The following is a 20,489-nucleotide window of genomic DNA, read 5'->3' on the forward strand; positions in this document are numbered from 1 at the left end:
TGCCCCGGTCACCCGCTCACAAGAGCCGCGGCCGCATCGGCATCCTTACCTCCTTCCCGCACCGAACTGAGCTCGATCGGGGAGGACGCGGTGCGACGGTCGGCTGCACAGGGTGGCGACGTTGGAGGGAGCCGGCCAGCAGATGCGGCAACATCACCACGCCCGCCGACTCACGCTGCCTCAGAGTGCGGGCCTCGGGGCCGCACCGGCGTGTCAGTGACCTTGGCCCGCCTCATTGCGATAGCCGGTTGAGGTGTCCAAGGTGCGCATGCGGCCCACCCAGAGTGGCCTGAGCTTACGGTCGCGTGCCGTCGATGCGCTCGAGCAGCATTTGCGCTTCGACGGTGCGGCTGTGGTCCGGACCGAAGGAGGCCAGGCAGGTATCGTGAGCGGCTACGGCCCGCAGACGCGCTTCGGGAGTGCGGCGCAACCCCAACAGGGCAGTGGCAAAGGCCAGTTCGACGGCACCCATGTCCGGATGGCGCTGGCTCTCGGGCAGAGCGCGGTACAGCTCGTCGGCCCCCTGCGCCTCAGCGAGGGCATCCTCGTGGCGGGCTTGGCCGTTGAGGCTGCGGGCCAGGCCGAGCCGCAGGACCAGGGACGCCCGGTCGAGTTCGCGATGGACGGCCAGCGCCTCGCGGGCGAGCGCCTCAGCCTCCTGGTGGCGCCCCTGCGCATTGAGGGCGAATACCAGTCCGTTGCGGGCGGCCGCCGTTACGAGTGCCATGTCCGGGCCTATACGGCGGCTCGCGGCCTCGGCGACGGCCGCACACTCTGCTTCGCACTCGGCGTACTGACCAAGCGAGGCCAGCTGCTGGGCGCGGTCCGAGCGCAGCTTCAGGGTCTGCCAGTGATGGGCTCCAAATATCCTTCTGAAGGCCGACAGCACCTCGTCGTACGTGACGACCGCCTCGGCGTGGCGGCCTTGGGCGCCCGTCGCGATCGCGGCGATGAACAGCGCCACCGCTGCGTACTCGTCGTCGCGTGGCCGCGACCGGGCCGCGGCGCGCGCTTCGGCCTCTGCTTCGGCGTAACGCCCGGCCTCGTAAAGCGATTTGGCCCGAGCCACCGGGGTTCCCGTCATGCGTCTGGCGTCGTCTCGGCCGCGCCGGAAGAATCTCATGGCCGGGAGCATACGGATGCTGCGCACGCTGCTCGGCGAAGGGCCAGGGTGCTGATTGGCGGCCCTTTTGTCCTAGAACCTGAGGTGCCGCACCCCTTTGCCCGGACTTCCGCGAGGCGTGGCATCTGCTGCCCAGAGAACTCCGAGACTGCCCACACTTCGCTGGGACAGGACAATCGTGCTCAGTCACACCCCTGTGACTGAGCACGCTACTTGGCGCCGATGGCCAACTAGCGTGCTCACCCACTCCGAACGTCCCTCGCGGCCCCAGGGAGTGCGGGAGTGCCCCGATCCCGACGAGCGTGACCTGCACAGCCTGGGACTCGTCTTCGCGCTTTTGCCGCCTGTGTCAGCGCCGGCGCTGGCCGGCGCGGAGTTCGAAGTCGCCGTAGCTGTTGTCGGCAGGGTTGACGGTCACTCCGGGGGCCACGATCTCGTCGATGCGGTCCAGGACGTCAGCCGGCAGCGTGACATCGGCGGCGGGCAGGAACGCTTCCAGTTGCTCCATGGTGCGCGGTCCGATGATCGCGGAGGTGACGCCGGGGTGGTTGATGACGAAGGCGACGGCCAGTTCGATCAGGCTGAGATCGGCCTTCTCCGCCAGTACTGCGAGCTGTTCGACCGCGTCCAGCTTGCGCTGGTTGGCCGGGGTGCTCATGTCGAAGCGGGCCGCGGGCCGGGCCGTCGAGGCCGGGCCGGAGGTGTTGTCCTTGCGGTAGCGACCCGAGAGCCAGCCGCCGGCGAGCGGGCTGTAGGTGAGCGTTCCCATGCCGTGGCGGCGAACGGTGGGTAGGACGTCTTCCTCGATGCCGCGGACCAGGAGCGAGTATGGCGGCTGCTCGGTCACGAACCGCTCCAGGCGCCGCTCCCGCGCGGCCCACTGGGCCTCGGCGATCTGGGAGCCGGAGTAGGACGAGGAGCCGATGTAGCGGACCTTGCCCTGGTGGACGAGGTCCGAGAGTGCGCCGAGGGTCTCCTCGACGTCGGTGTCCGGGCTCGGGCGGTGGACCTGGTAGAGGTCGATGTGATCGGTGCCCAACCGGCGCAGGGAGTTCTCGACCGCGCGGATGATCCAGCGCCGTGAGCCGCCGCGCTGGTTGGGGTCGTCCTGGTCCATGGGCATGAAGAACTTGGTGGCGAGGAAGACGTTCTCGCGGCGGTTCTTGAGTGCCTTGCCGACGATCTCCTCCGACACGCCGGCGGAATACACGTCGGCGGTGTCCACGAAGTTGATGCCCGCGTCGAGGGCGCGGTGGATGATCCGGATCGAGTCGGCCTCGTCCTCGTTGCCCCAGGGCCCGAACATCATCGCCCCGAGGCACAGGGGGCTGACCTGCAGACCAGAAATCGACCGCGCCGTGGCCTACCAGGAGCGGTGGGGTGGAATCGCCCTCCCGCCGGCTCCCGCCTACGAGGGCGGCCCGCGCGTTCTGGAAGCCGACATGCCCGAAGGCTCCGCCGGGGAAGGATGGCGGTTCCCGGCCGACGCGGCGGGGAACGCGCAGCCCGTGCCCCTCCACGAAGTACCGAGCTCGTCGGCTCAGGCCTTCTGGCGCTTGAGCGGTCAGTGGCACTCGCATGTCCTCCGTCACAACTGCTGCCTGTCTCGGAGGATGGCACCACTGCGGCGGTCTCCCGTTCCGGACGGTGCACTGGTCAAGCCACAGAGCTTAGTGATCGGCCTTGCCACCCGTGTTCGGGCGTACGGTCCGAGGTCTTCCGGAATCTGGAGCGGGAAACGAAGCGCAACTACGAAACGGATTACGGCCGCTGCTGCGCTTCCTCTCCAGGCGTGGGCTGTCGTGGCAGGAAGCGACACGCATACCCTGGCCCAGTTCGGGCTCCCGGCGGACAACATCCTGGTCGGGCTGGAGGAACGCCATGCCCTGATGGGAGCTCCTTCTCGTAGGCGGCGGCCGGGAGCACGATGACTGCGTCCAGGCGCAGTTCAGGCAGAGATGAAGACGGCCTCGTCGGCCCCGTCGAGGATGAACCCGTTGTCGAAGCGGACCCGTACGCTCACGTGAGGCGCCCGTTCCTGGAAGGCAGTCCACGCGGGTTCCAGAGAGGCAACCTTTTCTTCGAGCTGCCTCCTGCTCTCCGTGGGCATGTCCAGTCCGTAGGCGTCGAGCAGCGACTTGAGCCGCTCGTACTCGCGCACGTCCTCGCTCTCGTCCTGGTGGTCGGTCACCCGCTCGATGGTCCCGCTGGTGCCCGCCGCCAAGGACAGGAACCCGATGATGACCCCCGACACCTCAACCGAGTCGGTCAGCTTGATGTCGGCTGCCAGCTCCACCCGCTGACCTTCTTTGAGAGCCATCGACTTCCCATCTCTCATACGTACTGTTCACGGGCCGCATGCCCTCTGCGAAACGGGCATCCGCTGAGGCTATATCGGCAGGAGGCTCGCACGTTGGTTCGCCCAGGAGCGGGCCACCGCGAAGGCCGTGCTCTCCGCGCCCGCGGGGATGGTCCCGCCGCGGTCGGCAGCCGGACCGTGCCGGTGCTCCCCGCGTCTGCGGGGATGGTCCTTTCATGCCGATTCACTCTGAGCGGCTGCAAGTGTCGCCCAGCGCCTGGGGGATGGTCCCGGCAACCTGTCATCGCGATGCTTGTCTCTCTCACAGCGGGTTCCACCGCGGGCGCAGTGCTCCATGTGACCAGCCACGTGCCGACACAGAAGCGACTGTGCGAATGGCCGGACCGCGAACAATTTGATCCGGATCCGGGGCTGGGTGGCGAGAGGGTCAGTGACCGCAGTGCGGGCACCGTCCACTGGGGCGGCCACGGGTTTCTATCTCAATGCCGATCTCCCGCAGTCTTCGCAGCTGGTAAACGATCGACGACGTGGAGGAGACCCCTACCGCCGCGGCGAGCTCGCGTACCGACGGGGCTTCCCCGTACTCGGCGGTCCACTCCCGTGCGCTGCGGATGATCCGCATCTGCCGGTCCGTGAGCATCACGGCCGCGCTTTCGTACGGGCGATCTCCTTGAGTGCCATCCGGGCCGCGGGCGTGCCCGCCGAAGTCGTCCAGTACGGGTGCCCGGCGATGAGCCGGGACAGACGGAGGAGCCGTCGGCGTTGGGCAGCCGCGTCGTCCGACGAGCCGGTGGCGAGCTGTTCGTAGGTGACGTACCAGGACGTCTGCGCCTTCAGGAGGTCGCTCGGAAAGTGGCGGTCCATGCTCTCTAGTAGAGCGTATGTTCGAATTCCGAAGCAAAGGCAACGCCCCTCGACGTGTCGGGGACGTGCTCGTCGTCCTGCGCCAGCGAACCCTGCGCGTGTGCCATCGAACCGCGGCGAACGCGGATTCGTGTCACCAAAGTTGGAGCACAGGAGCCGGGGCGCGTGGGGTGGGGCAGAATCCTGCGTCGTGGCGATCAGCGCGCGCGAACTCAACCGAGCAACCCTCAGCCGCCAGCTGCTGCTGGAGCGTGAGCCGCTGACCATCCCTGACGGCGTGCGGCGTGTGGTCGCGCTCCAGGCACAGCACCCGGCTTCGCCCTACCTCGCACTGTGGAACCGGCTCACCAGGTTCACTCCCGCCGACCTGGATGCCGCCTTCACCGGGCGTTCGGTGGCCAAGGCGACCCTCATGCGAATCACCCTGCACGCCGTGCACGCCGAGGATTACCCAGCCTTCCGCGCGGCGATGCAGCCCACGCTGTACGCCTCCCGGCTCGGTTTCCGCTTCGCCGCCGCGGGGCTGGCCCCGGCGGACGCCGACGAGCTGGTGCCCGAGTTGCTGGCCTTCGCCCGCCGGCAGCGCACCTCGGCAGAGATGCAGGCGTGGGTCGAGGAGCGGCTGGGCGCCGAGAAGAAGGAGGGGGCGTGGTGGGGGTTGAAGGCGTACGCGCCGTTGCATCATGCCCCGACGGACGCCCCGTGGTCGTTCGGCCTGAGGCCGTCCTTCGTCGCTGCGGGGACAGGACCCGCCCCCACGGGACGGGCGATGGATCCACAGGCGCTACGGACCCTGATCCTGCGCTACCTGGCGGGCTTCGGGCCTGCCTCGATGGCGGACGTGGCGCAGTTCGCCATGGTGCAGCGGGCGGCCATCCGCGAGGCGCTCCGCGCTCTCGACGGCGCCGTCGAGCAGCTCCAAGGGCCGGACGGCGACACGCTGTTCGACCTTCCAGGCGCCTCCCGGCCGCCTGCGGAGACCCCCGCCCCGCCTCGGCTGATGGCGATGTGGGACAGCGTTCTACTGGCCTATGCCGACCGTAGCCGGGTGATACCCCCGGCCTACCGCCCCTTGGTGATCCGCAGGAACGGCGACGTACTGCCCACCCTGCTGGTGGACGGCCTTGTCGCCGGTGTCTGGCGCCCGGTGGACGGCGGCATCGAGGCCACGGCCTTCCACCCCCTGCCCCCCGCCGCCTGGGACGGGCTCGCCGCAGAGGCTCAGTCCTTGACGACACTCCTCAGCGAACGCGAGGCGGCGGTCTACAGCCGCTACGGCCACTGGTGGTCGAAACTCCCTGAGGCTGAGGCGCGGCTACTGTGAGGGGCAGCTGCCGCGGGGCTTCCTCGCGGAAGGGCTGCTGGATTCGTTGAGCGTGGGTTTCGATGCCCCGGCGGCGGCCGGCTCACCGGAGCATGGCGGTCAGCTTCCACATCGGCAGCTTGGCGGCCAGAGCAGGTGTGGGCGCGACGGCAAGGATGCGGCGGGTGGCTTTGTCTCACAGTGGTGAAGTCACTTGTCTATGAGTTTGGGGGCACGCCAATCCACGGATGGGTGATGTCGACGAGTTTGGGAGTCATCGAGGTTCTCGCTAGGGCAGCACCCGAGCCCGTGCTGAGGAACCCGCCAAGGTCGGCTGGGTGCGATAACTGCCGATCTTGACTTGAGCGACGAGGGGTAAGCGACATCGGAACGAAGCCCGGTGCTAAAAGATTGGTGCATGTGGGTTCAGCGAGTGATCGAACTGACCGGGTGGGAGCCGCTCGGGATCTCCGTCGACTGGGCGGCGGTCGAGGGAGAACTGGGAGTTCCGCTGCCTGCGGACTACAAGGAGCTCTACGAGGTGTTCGGCGGCGGCGTCTTCAGTGATTCCCTCTACTTTCTGGGGCGCGACGAGGGCCTCGCGTTCGACTTCCTGACACAGTGGCGGGTCGACCTGTCGGTCGACCAGGACAGCAAGCTCGGAAGCGTCTCCGCCGTCGATCCCTATGCGATCTACGCGCCGGGCGGCAAGGGGCTGGTTGAGTGGGGCTCCACCGAATGGGCCGACGAGTACTTCTGGCTCATCGATGCCGAGCGGCCGGGAGAGTACTTCGTCCTTGCGCGGTCCCATGACGTCGGTGGTTGGCACCGGTACGACATGTCCACCTCGGAGTTCCTCCACCGCGTCCTTGCCGATGCCGATTTTCACCCTTTCGGGATCGCGCAGTACGACCTCGGCGCGACCTTCAAGCCCGGCTCCGGCGACCCCCTCGACGGCCGGCCACTCTGACGAGGGGCTGTCCGTCCCACGTTCGTAGACACAACAGCGCCGTCAATTCTCATCGCGAACCGTGAGCCAGGTGATCACCAACTGCCTCCGGAACCGATCGCCCACCGCTGTTCCAAGAGAGCAACGAAGCCACGGCGGGCATCCGGGCGGGTCAGTGATTCAGGCTTGTCCCTGAACGCCGGCGGTCTTCTTCGCCGTCGCCTTCTTGGCGGTCGTCTTCTTCGCTGGAAACTTCTTCGGCATGTCGTGGACAGTCGCGAGTACGGAAGGAGTCCGTAACTTTTGCCCCGATGTGCACGGCCCCTCGGCCTTTCACCGCCGCCGCGTCACGAGTCCATTGGAGTTGGCGAGGTCGAACTCGGCCGGTGGCCTTGTGCCTTGCATTCCGGAGTCCCTGTGACGTCGTCGATGTCTTCGATGGTGCCGAACCGGCGGCCCTGGTCGCGGATCAGGGCGTTGGCGATGAGCAGCAGGCAGGTGAGGCCTATGCAGCTCTTCGTCTCGTTGGTGACGACGGCCCGCCAGGCATACTCAGCTCCGGCGCCTAGGATCTCGCACCACTTGCCCTAGGGCATTGCGCTGACCAGCAGGTTCTCGGGTTGTCTCACGTCCTCCAGGTGCCCCCGTCTCAGGGCGGGTGGCGTTTTCTCATCCCCGGGTGGTCGATGTATGGCAGGCTCCAGCGGCTCCGTCACCGGGCGAGCCGGCTCGGTCACGGAGCCGACGGGGGTTGCCCAGCAGAGCTCCCGTCCACCGACCACCGACCACCGACCACCGACCACCGACCACCGACCACCGACCACCGACCACCGACCACCGACCAGCAACAGTGTGGACTCGATGGCCTCCTCCCCCTCCACACCCGCGGATACCGGGCGGTAATGTCGCCACCCGCCGGACGGCACGAGACCGGCGGGTGAGCGCGAAGGGGCTCTCATGACGACGGACATACCTGCTTGGACGCAAACGGCCGACGATCGTTGGCAGCACATGTGGGGCCACCGCGAGCAACTGCTCAAGGTTGCCCGGCGCAGGTCGATGAGCCCGGAGGACGCCGAGGACGCGGTGCACGAGGCGATGCTGCGCGCCGCGGAGCGCCCTGAGCTGGACGACGAGCGCCTCGGCGCCTGGCTGACGACCGTGACCATGCGGCTGTGCGTCGACCGGTACCGCCAGGTCAACCGTGAGGCCGAGGTACACGGCAGCCCCACACTCGCCATGCCGGGTCCGGTGCCCATCGAGGACGCGGTGTGCGACCGGGCCGAGGCCAGGTGGCTGGCCGTGCAGAGCGGGGAGCTGCCCGCTCGCCAGGCCGAAGCACTCCGGTTGAAGTCCGAGGACCTCGATGTCGGCCAGGTCGCCGTTCGCATGGGGCTGAGTTATCGGACGGTCGAGTCGCTGCTCGCCCGGGCCCGGCGCACGCTGCGCGACTCGCTGGCCGGAACGCTGGGCTTCGCCCTGTTCCTGTGGGGGCACGGCAAGTTGCGCGCGGGCGGTCACGCGCAGGCCGTGGCGGTGACCTCGACTGCCTGCACCCTGGTGGTGGCGGGGTGCGTGCTGCCGTACGTCCACTACGGGAACGGGCAGGGCGCGGCTTCCGGTCCCTCCGTGTCCCGTAGGGCCCAGGCGCCCACGCCGACCGTCCGGCCCGATGGCGGCGGCCGGGCCGCGACCCCGAACGCCCTTGATCTGCCGGCCGCCCCGGCGACGCCGACGCCCGGCGGTCATAGCCGGTTGCCGTCGTTGCTGCCGCTGCCGCTGTCGGTGTCGGTGCCATCGCTGCCGGACGCCCCACTGTCACCGGTGCCGTCCGTCCCCGATGTCCCCGACCTCCCCCGCGTGTCCGACCTGCCGAGTGTGCCCGCTCTTCCCGGCCTGCCGGCCGCGCCCACGGTCCCCCCGACGGTTCCGGCCCTCCTGGAGGCTCCCGCCACGCCCTCCGCCCCCGCCACGCTGCCGTAGAACCGCCGAAAGAACTGCCGAAAAAACCGCCCGACAAAATCCACCTCCGCAGCGACGGACACCCCTCCCCTCCCCGTAGAGCAGTTGTCGGAGCTGTTCCACGGCAGAAGGGTGGACCGGATGGGTGTCGAGATCTGTGTCGAAGGGCTGACCAAGTCCTTCGGTCGCCAGGTCATCTGGCAGGACGTCTCGCTGACGCTGCCCGCCGGGGAGGTCTCGGTCATGCTCGGCCCCTCGGGCACGGGCAAGTCGGTGTTCCTCAAGACGCTCGTCGGACTCCTGAAACCGGACCGGGGTTCCGTGAAAGTCGCAGGACGGGACATCACGAAACTGCGCGAGCACGAGCTGTACGAGGTGCGCAAACTCTTCGGCGTGCTGTTCCAGGACGGCGCGCTGTTCGGCTCGATGAGCCTGTACGACAACATCGCCTTCCCGCTGCGCGAGCACACCCGCAAGTCCGAGAGCCAGATCCGGCGCATCGTGCTGGGGAAGATGGACATGGTCGGGCTGATCGGCTCCGAGGACAAGCTGCCCGGCGAGATCTCCGGCGGCATGCGGAAACGGGCCGGCCTCGCCCGGGCCCTGGTCCTCGACCCGGAGATCATCCTCTTCGACGAACCAGACTCCGGCCTCGACCCGGTGCGCGTCGCCTATCTCAACCAGCTGATCGTCGACCTCAACGCACAGATCGACGCGACCTTCCTGATCGTCACGCACGACATCGCCTCGGCCCGCCAGGTGCCGGACAACATCGGCCTGCTGTTCCGGCGTGAACTGGTCATGTTCGGGCCCCGCGAGGAGCTGCTGAGGAGCGATGAGCCCGTCGTACAGCAGTTCCTGAACGGCCGGATGCAGGGCCCCATCGGGATGGCCGAGGAGAAGGACGCCGCCCAGGTCGAGCAGGAGCTGGCGCGGCTCGGCGACCTGGACCGCAAAGCCCGCCATGTCGGCAACGACATGACGCCGCGGCTGCTGCCGGGCCCCGACATCACCCGCCCGCCCCGCTGGGAGGCGATCGCGCGGCGCGAGGCCGAGCTGCACCGCAAGGAGGTGGCGGACGCATGAGCCTGTCACCGACCGGGGCGCTCAGGCAGTCGGGGAACCTCTTCGCGATGGCGCTGGACGTCGTCCGGACCATGCCCCGACGGCCCTTCCAGGCCCGGGAGTTCATTCAGCAGTCCTGGTTCATCGCAAGCGTCACGATCCTGCCGACGGCTCTCGTGTCGATCCCCTTCGGTGCGGTCATCGCGCTGCAGATCGGCAGCCTGACGCGGCAGCTCGGCGCCCAGTCCTTCTCCGGGGCAGCCTCGGTCCTCGCGGTGCTGCGGGAAGCCTCGCCGATCGTCACCGCGCTGCTGATCGCGGGCGCCGGCGGCACGGCGATCTGCGCGGACCTCGGGGCGCGGAAGATCCGCGAGGAGATCGACGCGATGCAGGTGCTCGGCATCGACCCCATCCACCGCCTCGTCGTCCCGCGGGTCCTGGCATCAATGGTGGTGGCGGTTTTGCTCAACGGCTTGGTGTCGGTGGTCGGCGTGGCGGGCGGCTACTTCTTCAACGTCGTCCTGCAGAACGGCACACCGGGCGCCTATCTGGCCTCTTTCACCACGCTCGCCCAGCTCTCCGACCTGTGGGCGGCCGAGATCAAGGCGCTGGTGTTCGGCGCGATCGCCGCGATCGTCGCCTCGTACAAGGGACTTACGGCGAAAGGCGGCCCCAAGGGGGTGGGTGACGCCGTGAACCAGTCGGTGGTGATCACCTTCATGTTGCTGTTCGTGACGAACTTCGTGATGACCGCGGTGTACTTCCAAGTCGTCCCGCAGAGGGGTTAGCCGATGCGACTTCTCCAGCGGCCCTTGCGCTCTCTCGAAGATCTCGGCGCCCAACTGTCTTTCTACGGACGTTCGTTGGCGTGGACGGGCCGTACCCTGCGCCGCTACAAGAAGGAGATCCTGCGGCTGCTCGCCGAGGTGAGCTTCGGGCGCGGGGCGCTAGCCGTCGTCGGCGGCACGGTCGGTGTCATCGCCTTCCTGTCGTTCTTCACCGGCACGGAGGTGGGCCTGCAGGGGTACGCCGCGCTCAACCAGCTCGGCACCTCCAACTTCGTGGCGTTCCTCTCGGCGTATTTCAACACCCGCGAGATCGCCCCGCTGGTGGCCGGGCTCGCCCTGTCCGCGACGGTCGGCGCCGGGTTCACGGCGCAGCTCGGCGCGATGCGGATCAGCGAGGAGACCGACGCCCTCGAAGTCATGGGGGTCCCCTCGCTGCCGTTCCTGGTGACCACCCGGATGATCGCCGGTTTCGTCGCGGTGATCCCGCTGTACGTGGTCGGGCTGCTGTCGTCGTACTTTGCCGCCCGCACCATCACCACGGGCTATTACGGGCAGTCGGCGGGCACCTACGACCACTACTTCCAGCAGTACCTGCCGCCGGTCGACGTGCTGTGGTCCTTCGGCAAGGTGCTCGTCTTCGCCGTCCTGATCATCCTGGTGCACTGCTTCTACGGCTACTACGCGAGCGGCGGCCCCGCGGGCGTCGGCGTCGCCGTGGGCCGTGCCGTGCGCACGTCGATCGTCGCGATCAACGTCCTGGACTTCTTCCTGTCGCTCGCCATCTGGGGAGCCAACACGACCGTACGGATTGCGGGGTGAGCCGTATGGGGGCTACGAGGGTACTGAGACTGCGGTTGTACGGCGTGGTGTTCCTCGCCGTGCTGGCGCTGCTGCTGTCCCTGTCCGTCGCCGTGTACCAGCGGGCGTTCACCCCCGCCGTACGGATCACGCTGGAGGCCAGCAGCCTCGGCAACCAGCTCGATCCGCGGGCCGACGTCAAGCTGCGCGGGCTGCTGGTCGGCGAGGTGGACGCGGTGCGTGCCGACGGGACGAAGGCGATGCTCGACATCGCACTGAAGCCGGAGTACGCCGCGTCCATCCCGTCCGACGTGCGGGCGCTCCTGCTGCCCAAGACGCTGTTCGGCGAGAAGTACGTCGACCTGGTCGCGCCCGCGCACCCCTCGGCCCGACCCATTCGCGCCGGGGATGTCATCACCCAGGACCGTACGCGCGTCGGCATCGAGCTCCAACAGCTGATGAACGACCTGTTGCCGCTGCTGCGGACCGTGCGGCCCGGCAAGCTCAATGCCACGCTCTCCGCTTTCGCCACCGCCCTCGAAGGGCGCGGCGACCGGATCGGCGACAACCTCACGCGCGTGGAGGACTATCTGCACCGCCTCAACCCTCATCTGCCGTCCCTCACCGAGGACTTCGCACGCCTCGCCGACGTCGCCGAGGTGTATGGCGACGCGGCTCCGGACCTGATGGACATCCTGCGCAACACGGTCACCACCAGCCGCACGTTGGTCGAGCAGCGGGACCGGCTCGCGGCCGCGCTCACCACGACGGCCACGGCGGCGGGCACCGCGGAGGACTTCCTCGACGCGAACGGCGACCGGCTGATCACCCTGGGCCGGGTCTCCCGCCCCACGCTCAGTCTCTTCGCCCGCTACTCGCCCGAGTACCCCTGCCTCCTCGCCGGCCTGGTCCACCAGGAGCGGGCGTCCGAGGAGGCGTTCCGGGGCGGCAAGATGCACATCACGCTCGAAGTCGTCCGCCAGCAAGGGGCGTACGAACCCGGTGAGTATCCCCGCTACGCCGACCGGTCGGGTCCGAACTGCCGCAGCCTGCCCCATCCTTCGATGCCCGCGCCCGGGGTCCACCTCAACGACGGTTCGAAGAAGGGGAGTCCATCCGGTCCGGCCGACGTGTCCGCCACCCGCGCCGAGCAGCGCGCCGTCGGCTCGCTCGTGGCGCCCGTCCTGGGCCTACCCGCCGACGAGGTGCCGCCTGTCGCGACCCTGCTGTTCGGACCGATGGCACGCGGGACGGCGGTGAGCGTCGCATGAGCACACCGAACACGCCGACGCCCACGAGGACGCCGGGAGCCCAGCAGACCGCCGCCCCGCTCATCAAGTTCAGCCTCTTCGCCCTCGTGACGATCCTGGCGACGGCTCTGCTCGCCGCCACCATCGTCAACATCTCCTTCACCCCGGAGCACACGTACCGCGCGGTGTTCAGCGATGTGACAGGCCTGGAGAAGGGCGACGACATCCGGGTGGCCGGGGTGCGGGTCGGCGAGGTCGAGGGCATCCGGATCAAGGACCGGACACTGGCGGAGATCACCTTCACTGTCGGCGCGGACCGTCCGCTCCTCAACAGCACCGGCGCGGTCGTCCGCTACCGGAACCTGGTCGGACAGCGTTACGTCGCCCTGACGGAGGGCGCAGGAGACAGCACCCAGCTGAAGCCCGGCACGGCGATCCCACTGTCGCGCACGCAGCCCGCGCTGGACCTCAACGCGCTGCTGAACGGCTTCAAGCCCCTGTTCGCCGCGCTCAGCCCGCAGGACGTCAACCAGCTCGCCACCGAGATCATCCGGACGCTCCAGGGTGAGGGCGGCACAGTCAACAGCCTGCTCGCGCACACGGCTTCACTCACCACGACCCTGGCCGGCCGCGACCAGCTGATCGGCTCGGTGATCGACAACCTCAACACTGTGCTGGAGACGCTGGACAAGCGCGGCGCCCGCTTCTCCGGGCTGCTCAAGCAGCTGCGGCGGCTGGTCTCGGGACTGTCCGCCGACCGCAAGCCCATCGGGCAGTCGCTGGTGAACATCGGCGACCTGACGGACGCCACCTCGGGGCTGCTCAAGGACGCGCGTCCGCCCCTGAAGGACGACATCGCCGGGCTGACCGATCTCACCGGAACGCTGAACAAGAACGAGAAGACCGTGGAGGGCGTGCTGAATCGGCTGCCGAACAAGCTCACCGAGCTGACGGGGACGGCGTCCTACGGCTCGTGGTTCAACTTCTACCTCTGCGACTTCGACGGCCGGATCGTGCTGCCGAAGACGAAGCGGGTGCTCACTCCCGGCCTGCACGTGGCGAGAGCGAGGTGCGGCGCGTGATGAAGCGCTTCATTCCGCGCAGGCCCCGTCAGCGCCGCCCGGAGCCGCTGGTCAAGGTCCGCATCGACCCGCCCAAACTCCCAAAAATACGGCTCCTGCCGCGCCGGGCACCACGCCCACCCCGCCCGGAACCCCTGGTCAAGGTCCGCATCGACCCGCCCAAGCTCCCCAAGATACGGATTCACCGCCCGCGCCTGACCCCGTTCCGCGAGCGCAACCCGGTGGTGATCGGAGCCGTGGGTCTCAGCTTCCTCGCGCTCCTTGCCGTGGCCGCGTTCAACGCCGACAGTCTGCCGCTGATCGGCGACGGCAAGACGTACAACGCCGCCTTCTCGGAGGCGGGCGGTCTCAAGCCCGGCGACGAGGTGCGGATCGCCGGCGTCAAGGTCGGCAAGGTCGAGGACGTCGATCTGGACGGTGGCCACGTCAAGGTCACCTTCAAGATCAAGGGCGATCCGGAGTTCGGCACCGGGACCGGCGCCTCGATCCGGGTCAAGACGATCCTCGGCGCCAAGTACCTCGCGCTGCACCCCAAGGGGCCCGGGCAGTTGAGGCCCGGCAGCGAGATACCCCTGAAGCGGACCGTTCCGGCGTACGACGTCGTGCAGGCGTTCAGCGATCTCACCACCACGACGGAGAAGGTCGACACCGACCGGCTCGCTAAGGCCCTGGACACCCTCTCCACCACCTTCGAGGACTCGCCCGCCGAGATACGGGCGTCCATCAAGGGCCTGTCGAAGATCTCCCGGACGGTCGCCTCGCGCGACAAGGCGCTGGGCGAACTCCTCGACCATGCGAACGGTGTCACGGGCGTGCTGGCCGAGCACTCCGAGGACTTCTCCGCCCTGGTCAAGGACGGCGACAAGCTGTTCAAGGAGATCAGCAAGCGGCGCACGGCGATCCACAAGCTGCTGAAGAGCTCCATCGCGCTGGGCATCGAGTTGTCCGGCCTGGTCGACGACAACAACAAGGAGATCGGGCCCGCGCTCAAAGGCCTGAACCGTGTGGTCCGGATGCTCGAAAAGAACCAGTCGAGCCTCGACCGGAGCGTCAAGCTGCTCGCGCCCTATGTGCGGGTCTTCAGCAACACCCTCGGCAACGGCCACTGGTTCGACAGCTACATCCAGAACCTGGTCGCCGCTCCGGTGGTGCCGCGCACGGGAGGCGTGCAGTGAAGCACTTGAAGAGGCGCGTGGCCGTGGTCACCGCGCTCGCCCTCGTCGCCGCGCTCAGCCACGTGCTGTGGCCGCGCTCCGAGCCCGTGCGCGTCACCGCGTACTTCCCGCGCACCGTCGGTATCTACCCCGGCTCGGACATCCGTGTCCTCGGCGTCCGGATCGGCGAGGTCGAGAAGATCACGCCGGAGGGCGACCGGGTGCGGGTGGAGTTGGCGTACGACGAGGGCCGCAAGGTCCCGGTGGACGCGAAGGCCGCGATCATCAACTCTTCGGTGGTCAGCGACCGTTACGTGCAGCTGCTGCCGGTCTACCGCGACGGTCCGGTGATGCGGGACGGCGCTGTCATCCCCGAGAAGCGGACGGCCGTCCCCGTCGAGCTGGACCGCATCTTCGACAGTCTGCACACGACGGCCGACGCGCTCGGCCCCAAGGGCGCCAACAAGGACGGCTCGCTGTCGCGGCTGCTCGGCGTGAGCGCGGACACTCTCGACGGCCAGGGCGAGAACCTCAACCGGACGGTCAAGGACCTCTCGCAGGCAGTCACCACGCTGTCCGACGGCCGCGGGGACCTCTTCGGCACGGTACGGAACCTGCAGGTGTTCACGGCGGCGCTGGCCGCCGACGACAAGAGCGTGCGGTCGTTCAACACCAGCCTGAGCAAGGTCGCGGAGCAGCTCGCCGGCGAGCGCAAGGACCTCGCGGACGCGTTGCGGAACCTGGGGGCGGCGCTCGGCGACGTGTCGGACTTCGTGAAGAAGAACAAGAAGTCGCTGACCTCGGACGTGAAGGGCCTGAGCAAGGTGACCAAGGTGCTGGTGACCCAACGGGCCGCGCTGGAAGAGCTGTTGGAGGTCGCCCCGACGGGTCTGTCGAACCTGAACAACGCCTACAACCCGTCCGCGGGCACCCTCGACACCCGCAACAACGCGCAACAGGCCCAGGATCCGGCCTCGCTGTTGTGCTCCGTGCTGAGGACGACCGGCGACGAGGGCGGCAAGAACCCCGACTGCACGGAGCTGAAGAAGCTCTTCGACTCCCTGCCGAAGGCGCCGCGGGGCTCCGCGGTGACGGGAACGGTCGACCGGACACTCGGCGGAATTCTGGGGGCGAGCGCATGAACGCACTGCGCAGAGTCGGAGCTGTCGCGTGGGCCGCGACCGGCTCGCTGCTCCTGTCCGGCTGCGAGTTCAACGGCTGGTACGACGTCCAGCTGCCCGGCGGAGCCGCCGCCGACGGCCACGCTTACCACGTCACCGTCGAGTTCCGCGATGTCCTCGACCTGGTGCCGCAGTCGGCGGTGAAGGTCAACGACGTCCCCGTGGGCGCGGTCGAGAAGGTGGGTCTTGACGGCTGGCACGCGCGCGTACGGCTGCGGGTCGCCGACTCGGTGAAGCTGCCCGCCAATGCGGTCGCCGAACTGCGGCAGACCAGCATGCTCGGCGAGAAGTACGTCGCGCTCTCCGCCCCGCCCGGCACGGCCCCCGTGGGCCGGCTCGGCGACGGCGATCGCATTCCGTTGTCCCGCAGCGGCCGCAACCCGGAGATCGAGGAGGTGCTGTCCGCGCTGTCCGCGCTGCTCAACGGCGGCGGAGTGGCCCAGCTCAAGACGATCACCGTGGAGCTGAACAAGGCACTGGACGGCCGGGAGAACCGGGTCAGGTCGCTGCTCAAGGAGCTGAACACGTTCATCGGTGGCCTGGACGACCAGCGTGCGGACATCGTCCGCGCCCTCAAAGCCGTCGACCGGCTCGCGGGACGGCTCGGGAAGGAGAAGAAGACGATCGCACGGGCCGTCGACACCATGCCGCCCGCCCTGAAGGTCCTCGCCGACCAGCGGCACGATCTGACGAAGATGCTCACTGCCCTGTCGAAGCTGGGCAAGAAGGGCACCAAGGTGGTCAACACCTCGCACGACGACACGGTCGCTGACCTCAAAGCGCTGCGACCGGTCCTCCAGCAGCTGAACAAGGCGGGCGACGATCTGCCCAACTCCCTGGAACTGCTGACGACTTACCCGTTCCCGCGCAACGCGTCGGACGCCGTCAAGGGCGACTACGTCAACCTCCATCTCACCGCCGATCTCGATCTGTCGGACCTCTACGGGAACGTGACGGGCGGGTCCGGTAGGTCCGGCAAGGGCAACGGTGATTCCCGGGGGCCCGAGGTCCCCGGTCTGCCGGATCTCCCGGATGTGCCGGACGTGCCGCGCGTCCCGACGCCCACCGCGCTGCCGAGCGCACCGGGCGTGCCCTCTCCCTCGGTCCCCTCGGCCCCGTCGGGCGGCGGCGGTCCGCTGTGCCCGCCGGTGTGCACCAGTAGCTACACCACCCCGGGCGAACTTCCCGAGGGGATCGACCTCGCTCTCGCGGAGCTGATGCTGATGGGGGTTCAGCCGTGATCACACGTACGGTCAAGATCCAGCTGCTCGCCTTCGCCACGGTCACCGCCGTCGGGGTGTCGTACGTCGGCGCCGAGTACACCGGCCTGGTGGACGGCGTCCTGGGCCGCGGCTACACCGTGCGGGCCGACTTCGCCGACTCCGGGGGCATCTTCCCCGGCGCCGAGGTCACCTACCGCGGGGTGCCGGTGGGCCGCGTCGGCACATTGCGGCTGGCCGGCTCGGACGGCGTCTCGGTCGCCCTCGACATCAAGGACGGCGCGCCACGCATCCCGGCGGACACCCTCGCCGTGGTGGCGAACCGTTCGGCGGTGGGCGAGCAGTTCGTAGATCTGCAGCCGCGCACTTCGCACGGCCCGTACCTCCTCGACGGCGGCACCATCCCGCGCGGCAGTACCCGCGTGCCGCTGCCCACCACGGAGCTGGTCCTCAGCCTGGACCGGCTGGTGAATTCGGTCGGCAAGGACGATCTGCGGGTCACCGTCGACGAGTTGGGCAAGGCCTTCTCCGGCACGGGACCGAATCTGAGCCGCCTGGTGGACTCGGGCAACGCGCTCGTCAAGTCGGCGTCCGATTCACTGCCTCAGACGATCTCGCTCATCGAGGACTCGCGGACGGTCCTCAAGACGCAGGCCGACCAGGGCTCGTCCATCAAGTCGTTCGCGCACGATCTGGCGGCGCTCAGCGCACAGCTGAAGTCGAGCGACGGGGACCTGCGCAAGCTGATCGGCAACGCGACGCCGGCCGCGCAACAGGTGAACTCGCTGTTGAAGTCCACCGGTCCACGGCTTTCGGTCCTGCTGGCCAATCTGATCAGCGGCGGCCAGGTCACGCTGGCCCGCCTGCCCGGCGTGGAGCAGTCCCTGGTCACGTTCCCGGCGCTGGTCGCGGGCAGCTACACGGTCCTCCCGGGCGACGGCACCACCCACTTCGGCCTGGTGGTGAACGCCGACGACCCGCCGCCGTGCACCCAGGGGTACGGGACGACACGGCGCAACCCCTCGGACACCAGCATGCGCGAGGCGAACACAGACGCGCGCTGCGCGGCCCCGCGGGGAAGCAAGACGTCGGTGCGGGGCGCACAGAACGCCCCCGGCGCGACGGCCGCTTCCGGCCGGGCGAACCAGACGGCGTACGTCACGCCGTACGACCCGGAGACCGGCACCGCGACCGGCCCGGACGGAAGGCCCGTCGAGATCGGCTCGACGGGCGGCCAACAGAACGTATTCGGAAAGGAATCGTGGCAATGGCTGCTCGTCGGACCGATGGCATGAGCAAGGCCCTACCGGTCCTGGCCCTGTCGGGCAGGGCCTGGGCGGCGGGACTCGTCGTGGCGACCGTCCTCACCACCACGCTGACCATCTGGCTCAGCCTCGGCGTCTTCGACCAGCGCGAAACGGAGCAGCGGCGCCAGGACCTCCTGGCCGCGGCCCGCCAGTCGGCGCTGAACTTCACCTCGCTCGACTACCGGCACTACGGCCGGGACAGCGCGAACGTCCTCGAGGGCGCCACCGGCGACTTCAAGAAGCAGTTCGCCGCGCAGACGGAGGAACTGACCAAACTCGTCGCCGAGAACCGGTCCATGTCCGAGGGCCAGATCCTCGAAGCGGGCATCGTCCGCTCCGACGAACGCTCGGCCCGCGTCCTGGTGGTCGCCGACAGCAAGGTGACCAACACCGCCACACCCAAGGGCGAGGCGCGCACCTATCGGCTGCAGCTCGACCTCGTGTACCGGGACGGCCGCTGGCTGACCTCCGACGTCGAATTCGTCGGCTGACCGCCCCCTCTCTCCGTACCACCCATTCCGTACCGGCCCATGAGGAGCAATACCGTGGCGAAGACGACCAATCGGAGCCGTGGCTCCGGTTCCGGCGCCCGGCGCACCATGACCGCGGCTGCACGCGCGGCGACCAAGCGTGCGGAGCGCGGCCACCACAGGCCGGGTCCTGCGGCCACCGACGAGGAGGCTCCCGGGCAACGGCTCAGGGCAGTGGACTCCGGGCGCACCCTCCTCATCGAGGCTCCTGAGGAGGGCGGCTGGGACGACCCGCCGGAGCCCTCGCCGGAATCCCTCAGGGAGGACCCGTCACAAAAGTCACAGGAAGAGCAGGAAGAGCAGGAAGAGCACGAGGAGCAGGAAGAGGACGAGACCGGCCGCGGCACGCCGCCGCGCCGCGGCCGGCGACGGCCGTTCACCGCACTCCTGTGCGTCCTGCTCGTGGCGGGCCTGATCGCGGCCGCCGTCCTCGGGTGGCGATACCGGGAGGGCACGCGGGCCGAACAAGCACGGGGACAGGCGCTCGCGGCCGCACGGCAGGCAGCGCCTGTCGTGCTCTCGTACGACTACCGGCATCTGGACCGCGACTTCGCCGCGGCGCGCGCCCGGCTCACCGGGCACTTCCGTGACGAGTACGGGAAGACCACCACGAGGGTGGTCGGGCCGACTGCCAGGAAGTACCACGGAGTGGTGAAAGCGACGGTGGCGCAGCCCGCCGGTGACTCCGCCACGGCCCCGGCGGCCTCCGTGATCTCCGCCTCGGCGGACCGGGCCGTGGTCCTCCTCTTCGTCAACCAGGTGACCACGAGCACCCAGGTCACGGGCTCCCGCGCGGACCTGAACCGGGTGCGGATGACGCTGACACGTACGGACGACGGTGGCTGGAAGGTGAGCGCGCTCGACGCGCTCTGACATCGGCGTCCCCCACCCCGGGAGCCCGGCGGGAAGGGCAGAGAGAGGGGCGGAGCCCAGACGAGTCGAACTGCACGCCGGGTTCCGTTCCATCGGGCCCTCACGCGCCTCGGAGCAACTACCAGCCACCACTCCCACCTGTTCCACGCCTACGGCATGACAAGCGACCACCGTCCACTCAGCGCGACGACCGTCCGGCAGGACACGGCCGGACCCATACGGTCCGGACCGAGACGCCGAGCTCCTCAAACCGATCATGCCAGGTCAGCAGAGGTCAGGGCCGAGCCGTGGACACGGCGTCTGGGTCAAGTTGACCCATCCGTAGGCGCAGCAGATGGTCACCGGCAGCCAGGCGATCGAACGCGTGGGGCACGTATCTGGGCCCCAAGAACCTCGGCTGATCGGGGTGATCGGGTTGGCGTCGATGGTGTTCGCGGTGACGAAGCCGCTGTCAGGGGAGGCGAGGAAGGCGACGACCCCGGCGAGGTCGGCGGGGGCACTGCACGGCACCGGGGATCGCAGCACCGACCGCCCCGCCCGCCGTCGCTCCACCATCCCCGCGTCGAGCAGCACTCGCAGATGCCCGCCCCCGAACCCAGCGTCCGCCCGGTCACGGCGACCAGCTGGGTTGTGCTCATGGGCGTCCCGAGCAGCGTCAGCAACCCGGCCAACGATGGCCCGTCCGGGCGGCAACCTGCCCCCGAACGGTAGAGTCGCCGA

19 protein-coding genes and 1 pseudogene are annotated in these 20,489 nt (G+C 68.9%); 14 read left to right on the top strand and 6 right to left on the bottom strand.

Translation table 11 applies throughout. The annotated features are described in order from the left end of the window. Positions 1-295: 295 nt before the first annotated feature. From OHO83_RS08315 to OHO83_RS08340, 5 genes are all read right to left on the bottom strand, one after another. Positions 296-1,123: a tetratricopeptide repeat protein gene (locus OHO83_RS08315; RefSeq protein WP_330279013.1), complete on the bottom strand. Its 828-nt coding sequence runs from the start codon at positions 1,121-1,123 to the stop codon at positions 296-298. Positions 1,124-1,472: 349 nt separating this feature from the next. Continuing rightward, entirely contained in the window at positions 1,473-2,471 is a 999-nt protein-coding gene (locus tag OHO83_RS08320) for an aldo/keto reductase (protein ID WP_443066095.1), read from the bottom strand. Between the two features lie 600 nt (positions 2,472-3,071). Then, the gene (locus tag OHO83_RS08330) at positions 3,072-3,443 is read right to left on the bottom strand and encodes a hypothetical protein (protein ID WP_330279015.1); all 372 of its coding nucleotides are present in this window, start codon (positions 3,441-3,443) and stop codon (positions 3,072-3,074) included. Positions 3,444-3,870: 427 nt separating this feature from the next. Next, positions 3,871-4,083, bottom strand: a complete 213-nt coding sequence (locus tag OHO83_RS08335) for a LexA family protein (protein WP_329437664.1) — start codon at positions 4,081-4,083, stop codon at positions 3,871-3,873. Beyond that, positions 4,083-4,307, bottom strand: a complete 225-nt coding sequence (locus OHO83_RS08340) for a hypothetical protein (protein ID WP_330279016.1) — start codon at positions 4,305-4,307, stop codon at positions 4,083-4,085. Before OHO83_RS08340 ends, OHO83_RS08335 begins: the two co-directional genes overlap by 1 nt. A gap of 190 nt (positions 4,308-4,497) precedes the next feature. Here OHO83_RS08340 and OHO83_RS08345 point away from each other — a divergent pair, with 190 nt between their 5' ends. The 14 genes from OHO83_RS08345 to OHO83_RS08410 all read left to right on the top strand — a co-directional run bounded on the left by OHO83_RS08345 (position 4,498) and on the right by OHO83_RS08410 (position 19,769). Then, entirely contained in the window at positions 4,498-5,631 is a 1,134-nt protein-coding gene (locus OHO83_RS08345; RefSeq protein ID WP_330279017.1) for a winged helix DNA-binding domain-containing protein, read from the top strand. Between the two features lie 397 nt (positions 5,632-6,028). Beyond that, positions 6,029-6,580, top strand: a complete 552-nt coding sequence (locus OHO83_RS08350; protein WP_330279018.1) for an SMI1/KNR4 family protein — start codon at positions 6,029-6,031, stop codon at positions 6,578-6,580. A gap of 936 nt (positions 6,581-7,516) precedes the next feature. Then, positions 7,517-8,542, top strand: a complete 1,026-nt coding sequence (locus OHO83_RS08355) for an RNA polymerase sigma factor (protein WP_330279019.1) — start codon at positions 7,517-7,519, stop codon at positions 8,540-8,542. Between the two features lie 120 nt (positions 8,543-8,662). Continuing rightward, positions 8,663-9,607: an ABC transporter ATP-binding protein gene (locus tag OHO83_RS08360; protein WP_330279020.1), complete on the top strand. Its 945-nt coding sequence runs from the start codon at positions 8,663-8,665 to the stop codon at positions 9,605-9,607. Then, entirely contained in the window at positions 9,604-10,374 is a 771-nt protein-coding gene (locus tag OHO83_RS08365) for an MlaE family ABC transporter permease (protein ID WP_266677316.1), read from the top strand. The genes OHO83_RS08360 and OHO83_RS08365 overlap by 4 nt, the downstream gene beginning before the upstream one ends. A 3-nt stretch (positions 10,375-10,377) precedes the next feature. After that, positions 10,378-11,193 carry an MlaE family ABC transporter permease gene (locus tag OHO83_RS08370; protein WP_266677314.1) on the top strand — a complete coding sequence of 272 codons (816 nt, stop codon included), beginning with the start codon at positions 10,378-10,380 and terminating at the stop codon, positions 11,191-11,193. 5 nt (positions 11,194-11,198) lie between these two features. Beyond that, positions 11,199-12,443 carry an MCE family protein gene (locus OHO83_RS08375; RefSeq protein ID WP_330279021.1) on the top strand — a complete coding sequence of 415 codons (1,245 nt, stop codon included), beginning with the start codon at positions 11,199-11,201 and terminating at the stop codon, positions 12,441-12,443. Further along, positions 12,440-13,504, top strand: a complete 1,065-nt coding sequence (locus OHO83_RS08380; protein ID WP_329432738.1) for an MlaD family protein — start codon at positions 12,440-12,442, stop codon at positions 13,502-13,504. The genes OHO83_RS08375 and OHO83_RS08380 overlap by 4 nt, the downstream gene beginning before the upstream one ends. Before the next feature lie 194 nt (positions 13,505-13,698). Continuing rightward, a complete protein-coding gene (locus OHO83_RS08385) occupies positions 13,699-14,679 on the top strand; it encodes an MCE family protein (RefSeq protein WP_330280737.1) in 981 nt (326 codons plus the stop codon). Then, complete coding sequence (locus OHO83_RS08390) at positions 14,676-15,800, top strand: MCE family protein (RefSeq protein WP_266677308.1); 1,125 nt, start codon at positions 14,676-14,678, stop codon at positions 15,798-15,800. The genes OHO83_RS08385 and OHO83_RS08390 overlap by 4 nt, the downstream gene beginning before the upstream one ends. Further along, entirely contained in the window at positions 15,797-17,080 is a 1,284-nt protein-coding gene (locus OHO83_RS08395; RefSeq protein WP_266677306.1) for an MCE family protein, read from the top strand. The genes OHO83_RS08390 and OHO83_RS08395 overlap by 4 nt, the downstream gene beginning before the upstream one ends. Next, positions 17,077-18,354: an MlaD family protein gene (locus tag OHO83_RS08400; protein ID WP_330279022.1), complete on the top strand. Its 1,278-nt coding sequence runs from the start codon at positions 17,077-17,079 to the stop codon at positions 18,352-18,354. The genes OHO83_RS08395 and OHO83_RS08400 overlap by 4 nt, the downstream gene beginning before the upstream one ends. Then, on the top strand, positions 18,351-18,857 hold the full coding sequence (locus OHO83_RS08405) for a hypothetical protein (protein WP_330279023.1): 507 nt from the start codon (positions 18,351-18,353) through the stop codon (positions 18,855-18,857). Before OHO83_RS08400 ends, OHO83_RS08405 begins: the two co-directional genes overlap by 4 nt. A 54-nt stretch (positions 18,858-18,911) precedes the next feature. Then, a complete protein-coding gene (locus OHO83_RS08410; protein ID WP_330279024.1) occupies positions 18,912-19,769 on the top strand; it encodes a hypothetical protein in 858 nt (285 codons plus the stop codon). A gap of 264 nt (positions 19,770-20,033) precedes the next feature. On the opposite strand, the pseudogene OHO83_RS08415 reads toward OHO83_RS08410, so the two are convergent. Continuing rightward, positions 20,034-20,449, bottom strand: a pseudogene (locus OHO83_RS08415) (hypothetical protein); the annotation flags it as partial. Between the last annotated feature and the right edge of the window lie 40 nt (positions 20,450-20,489).

This window comes from Streptomyces sp. NBC_00569 (genome assembly GCF_036345255.1).
Classification (GTDB): Bacteria; Actinomycetota; Actinomycetes; order Streptomycetales; family Streptomycetaceae; genus Streptomyces.

Bases quoted from the DNA above. Each gene is read 5' to 3' on its own strand.
- OHO83_RS08315 (WP_330279013.1), bottom strand. From the start codon at position 1,123: ATGAGATTCTTCCGGCGCGGCCGAGACGACGCCAGACGCATGACGGGA.
- OHO83_RS08330 (WP_330279015.1), bottom strand. From the start codon at position 3,443: ATGGCTCTCAAAGAAGGTCAGCGGGTGGAGCTGGCAGCCGACATCAAG.
- OHO83_RS08335 (WP_329437664.1), bottom strand. From the start codon at position 4,083: ATGCTCACGGACCGGCAGATGCGGATCATCCGCAGCGCACGGGAGTGG.
- OHO83_RS08340 (WP_330279016.1), bottom strand. From the start codon at position 4,307: ATGGACCGCCACTTTCCGAGCGACCTCCTGAAGGCGCAGACGTCCTGG.
- OHO83_RS08350 (WP_330279018.1), top strand. From the start codon at position 6,029: ATGTGGGTTCAGCGAGTGATCGAACTGACCGGGTGGGAGCCGCTCGGG.
- OHO83_RS08355 (WP_330279019.1), top strand. From the start codon at position 7,517: ATGACGACGGACATACCTGCTTGGACGCAAACGGCCGACGATCGTTGG.
- OHO83_RS08360 (WP_330279020.1), top strand. From the start codon at position 8,663: ATGGGTGTCGAGATCTGTGTCGAAGGGCTGACCAAGTCCTTCGGTCGC.
- OHO83_RS08365 (WP_266677316.1), top strand. From the start codon at position 9,604: ATGAGCCTGTCACCGACCGGGGCGCTCAGGCAGTCGGGGAACCTCTTC.
- OHO83_RS08370 (WP_266677314.1), top strand. From the start codon at position 10,378: ATGCGACTTCTCCAGCGGCCCTTGCGCTCTCTCGAAGATCTCGGCGCC.
- OHO83_RS08375 (WP_330279021.1), top strand. From the start codon at position 11,199: ATGGGGGCTACGAGGGTACTGAGACTGCGGTTGTACGGCGTGGTGTTC.
- OHO83_RS08380 (WP_329432738.1), top strand. From the start codon at position 12,440: ATGAGCACACCGAACACGCCGACGCCCACGAGGACGCCGGGAGCCCAG.
- OHO83_RS08395 (WP_266677306.1), top strand. From the start codon at position 15,797: ATGAACGCACTGCGCAGAGTCGGAGCTGTCGCGTGGGCCGCGACCGGC.
- OHO83_RS08405 (WP_330279023.1), top strand. From the start codon at position 18,351: ATGAGCAAGGCCCTACCGGTCCTGGCCCTGTCGGGCAGGGCCTGGGCG.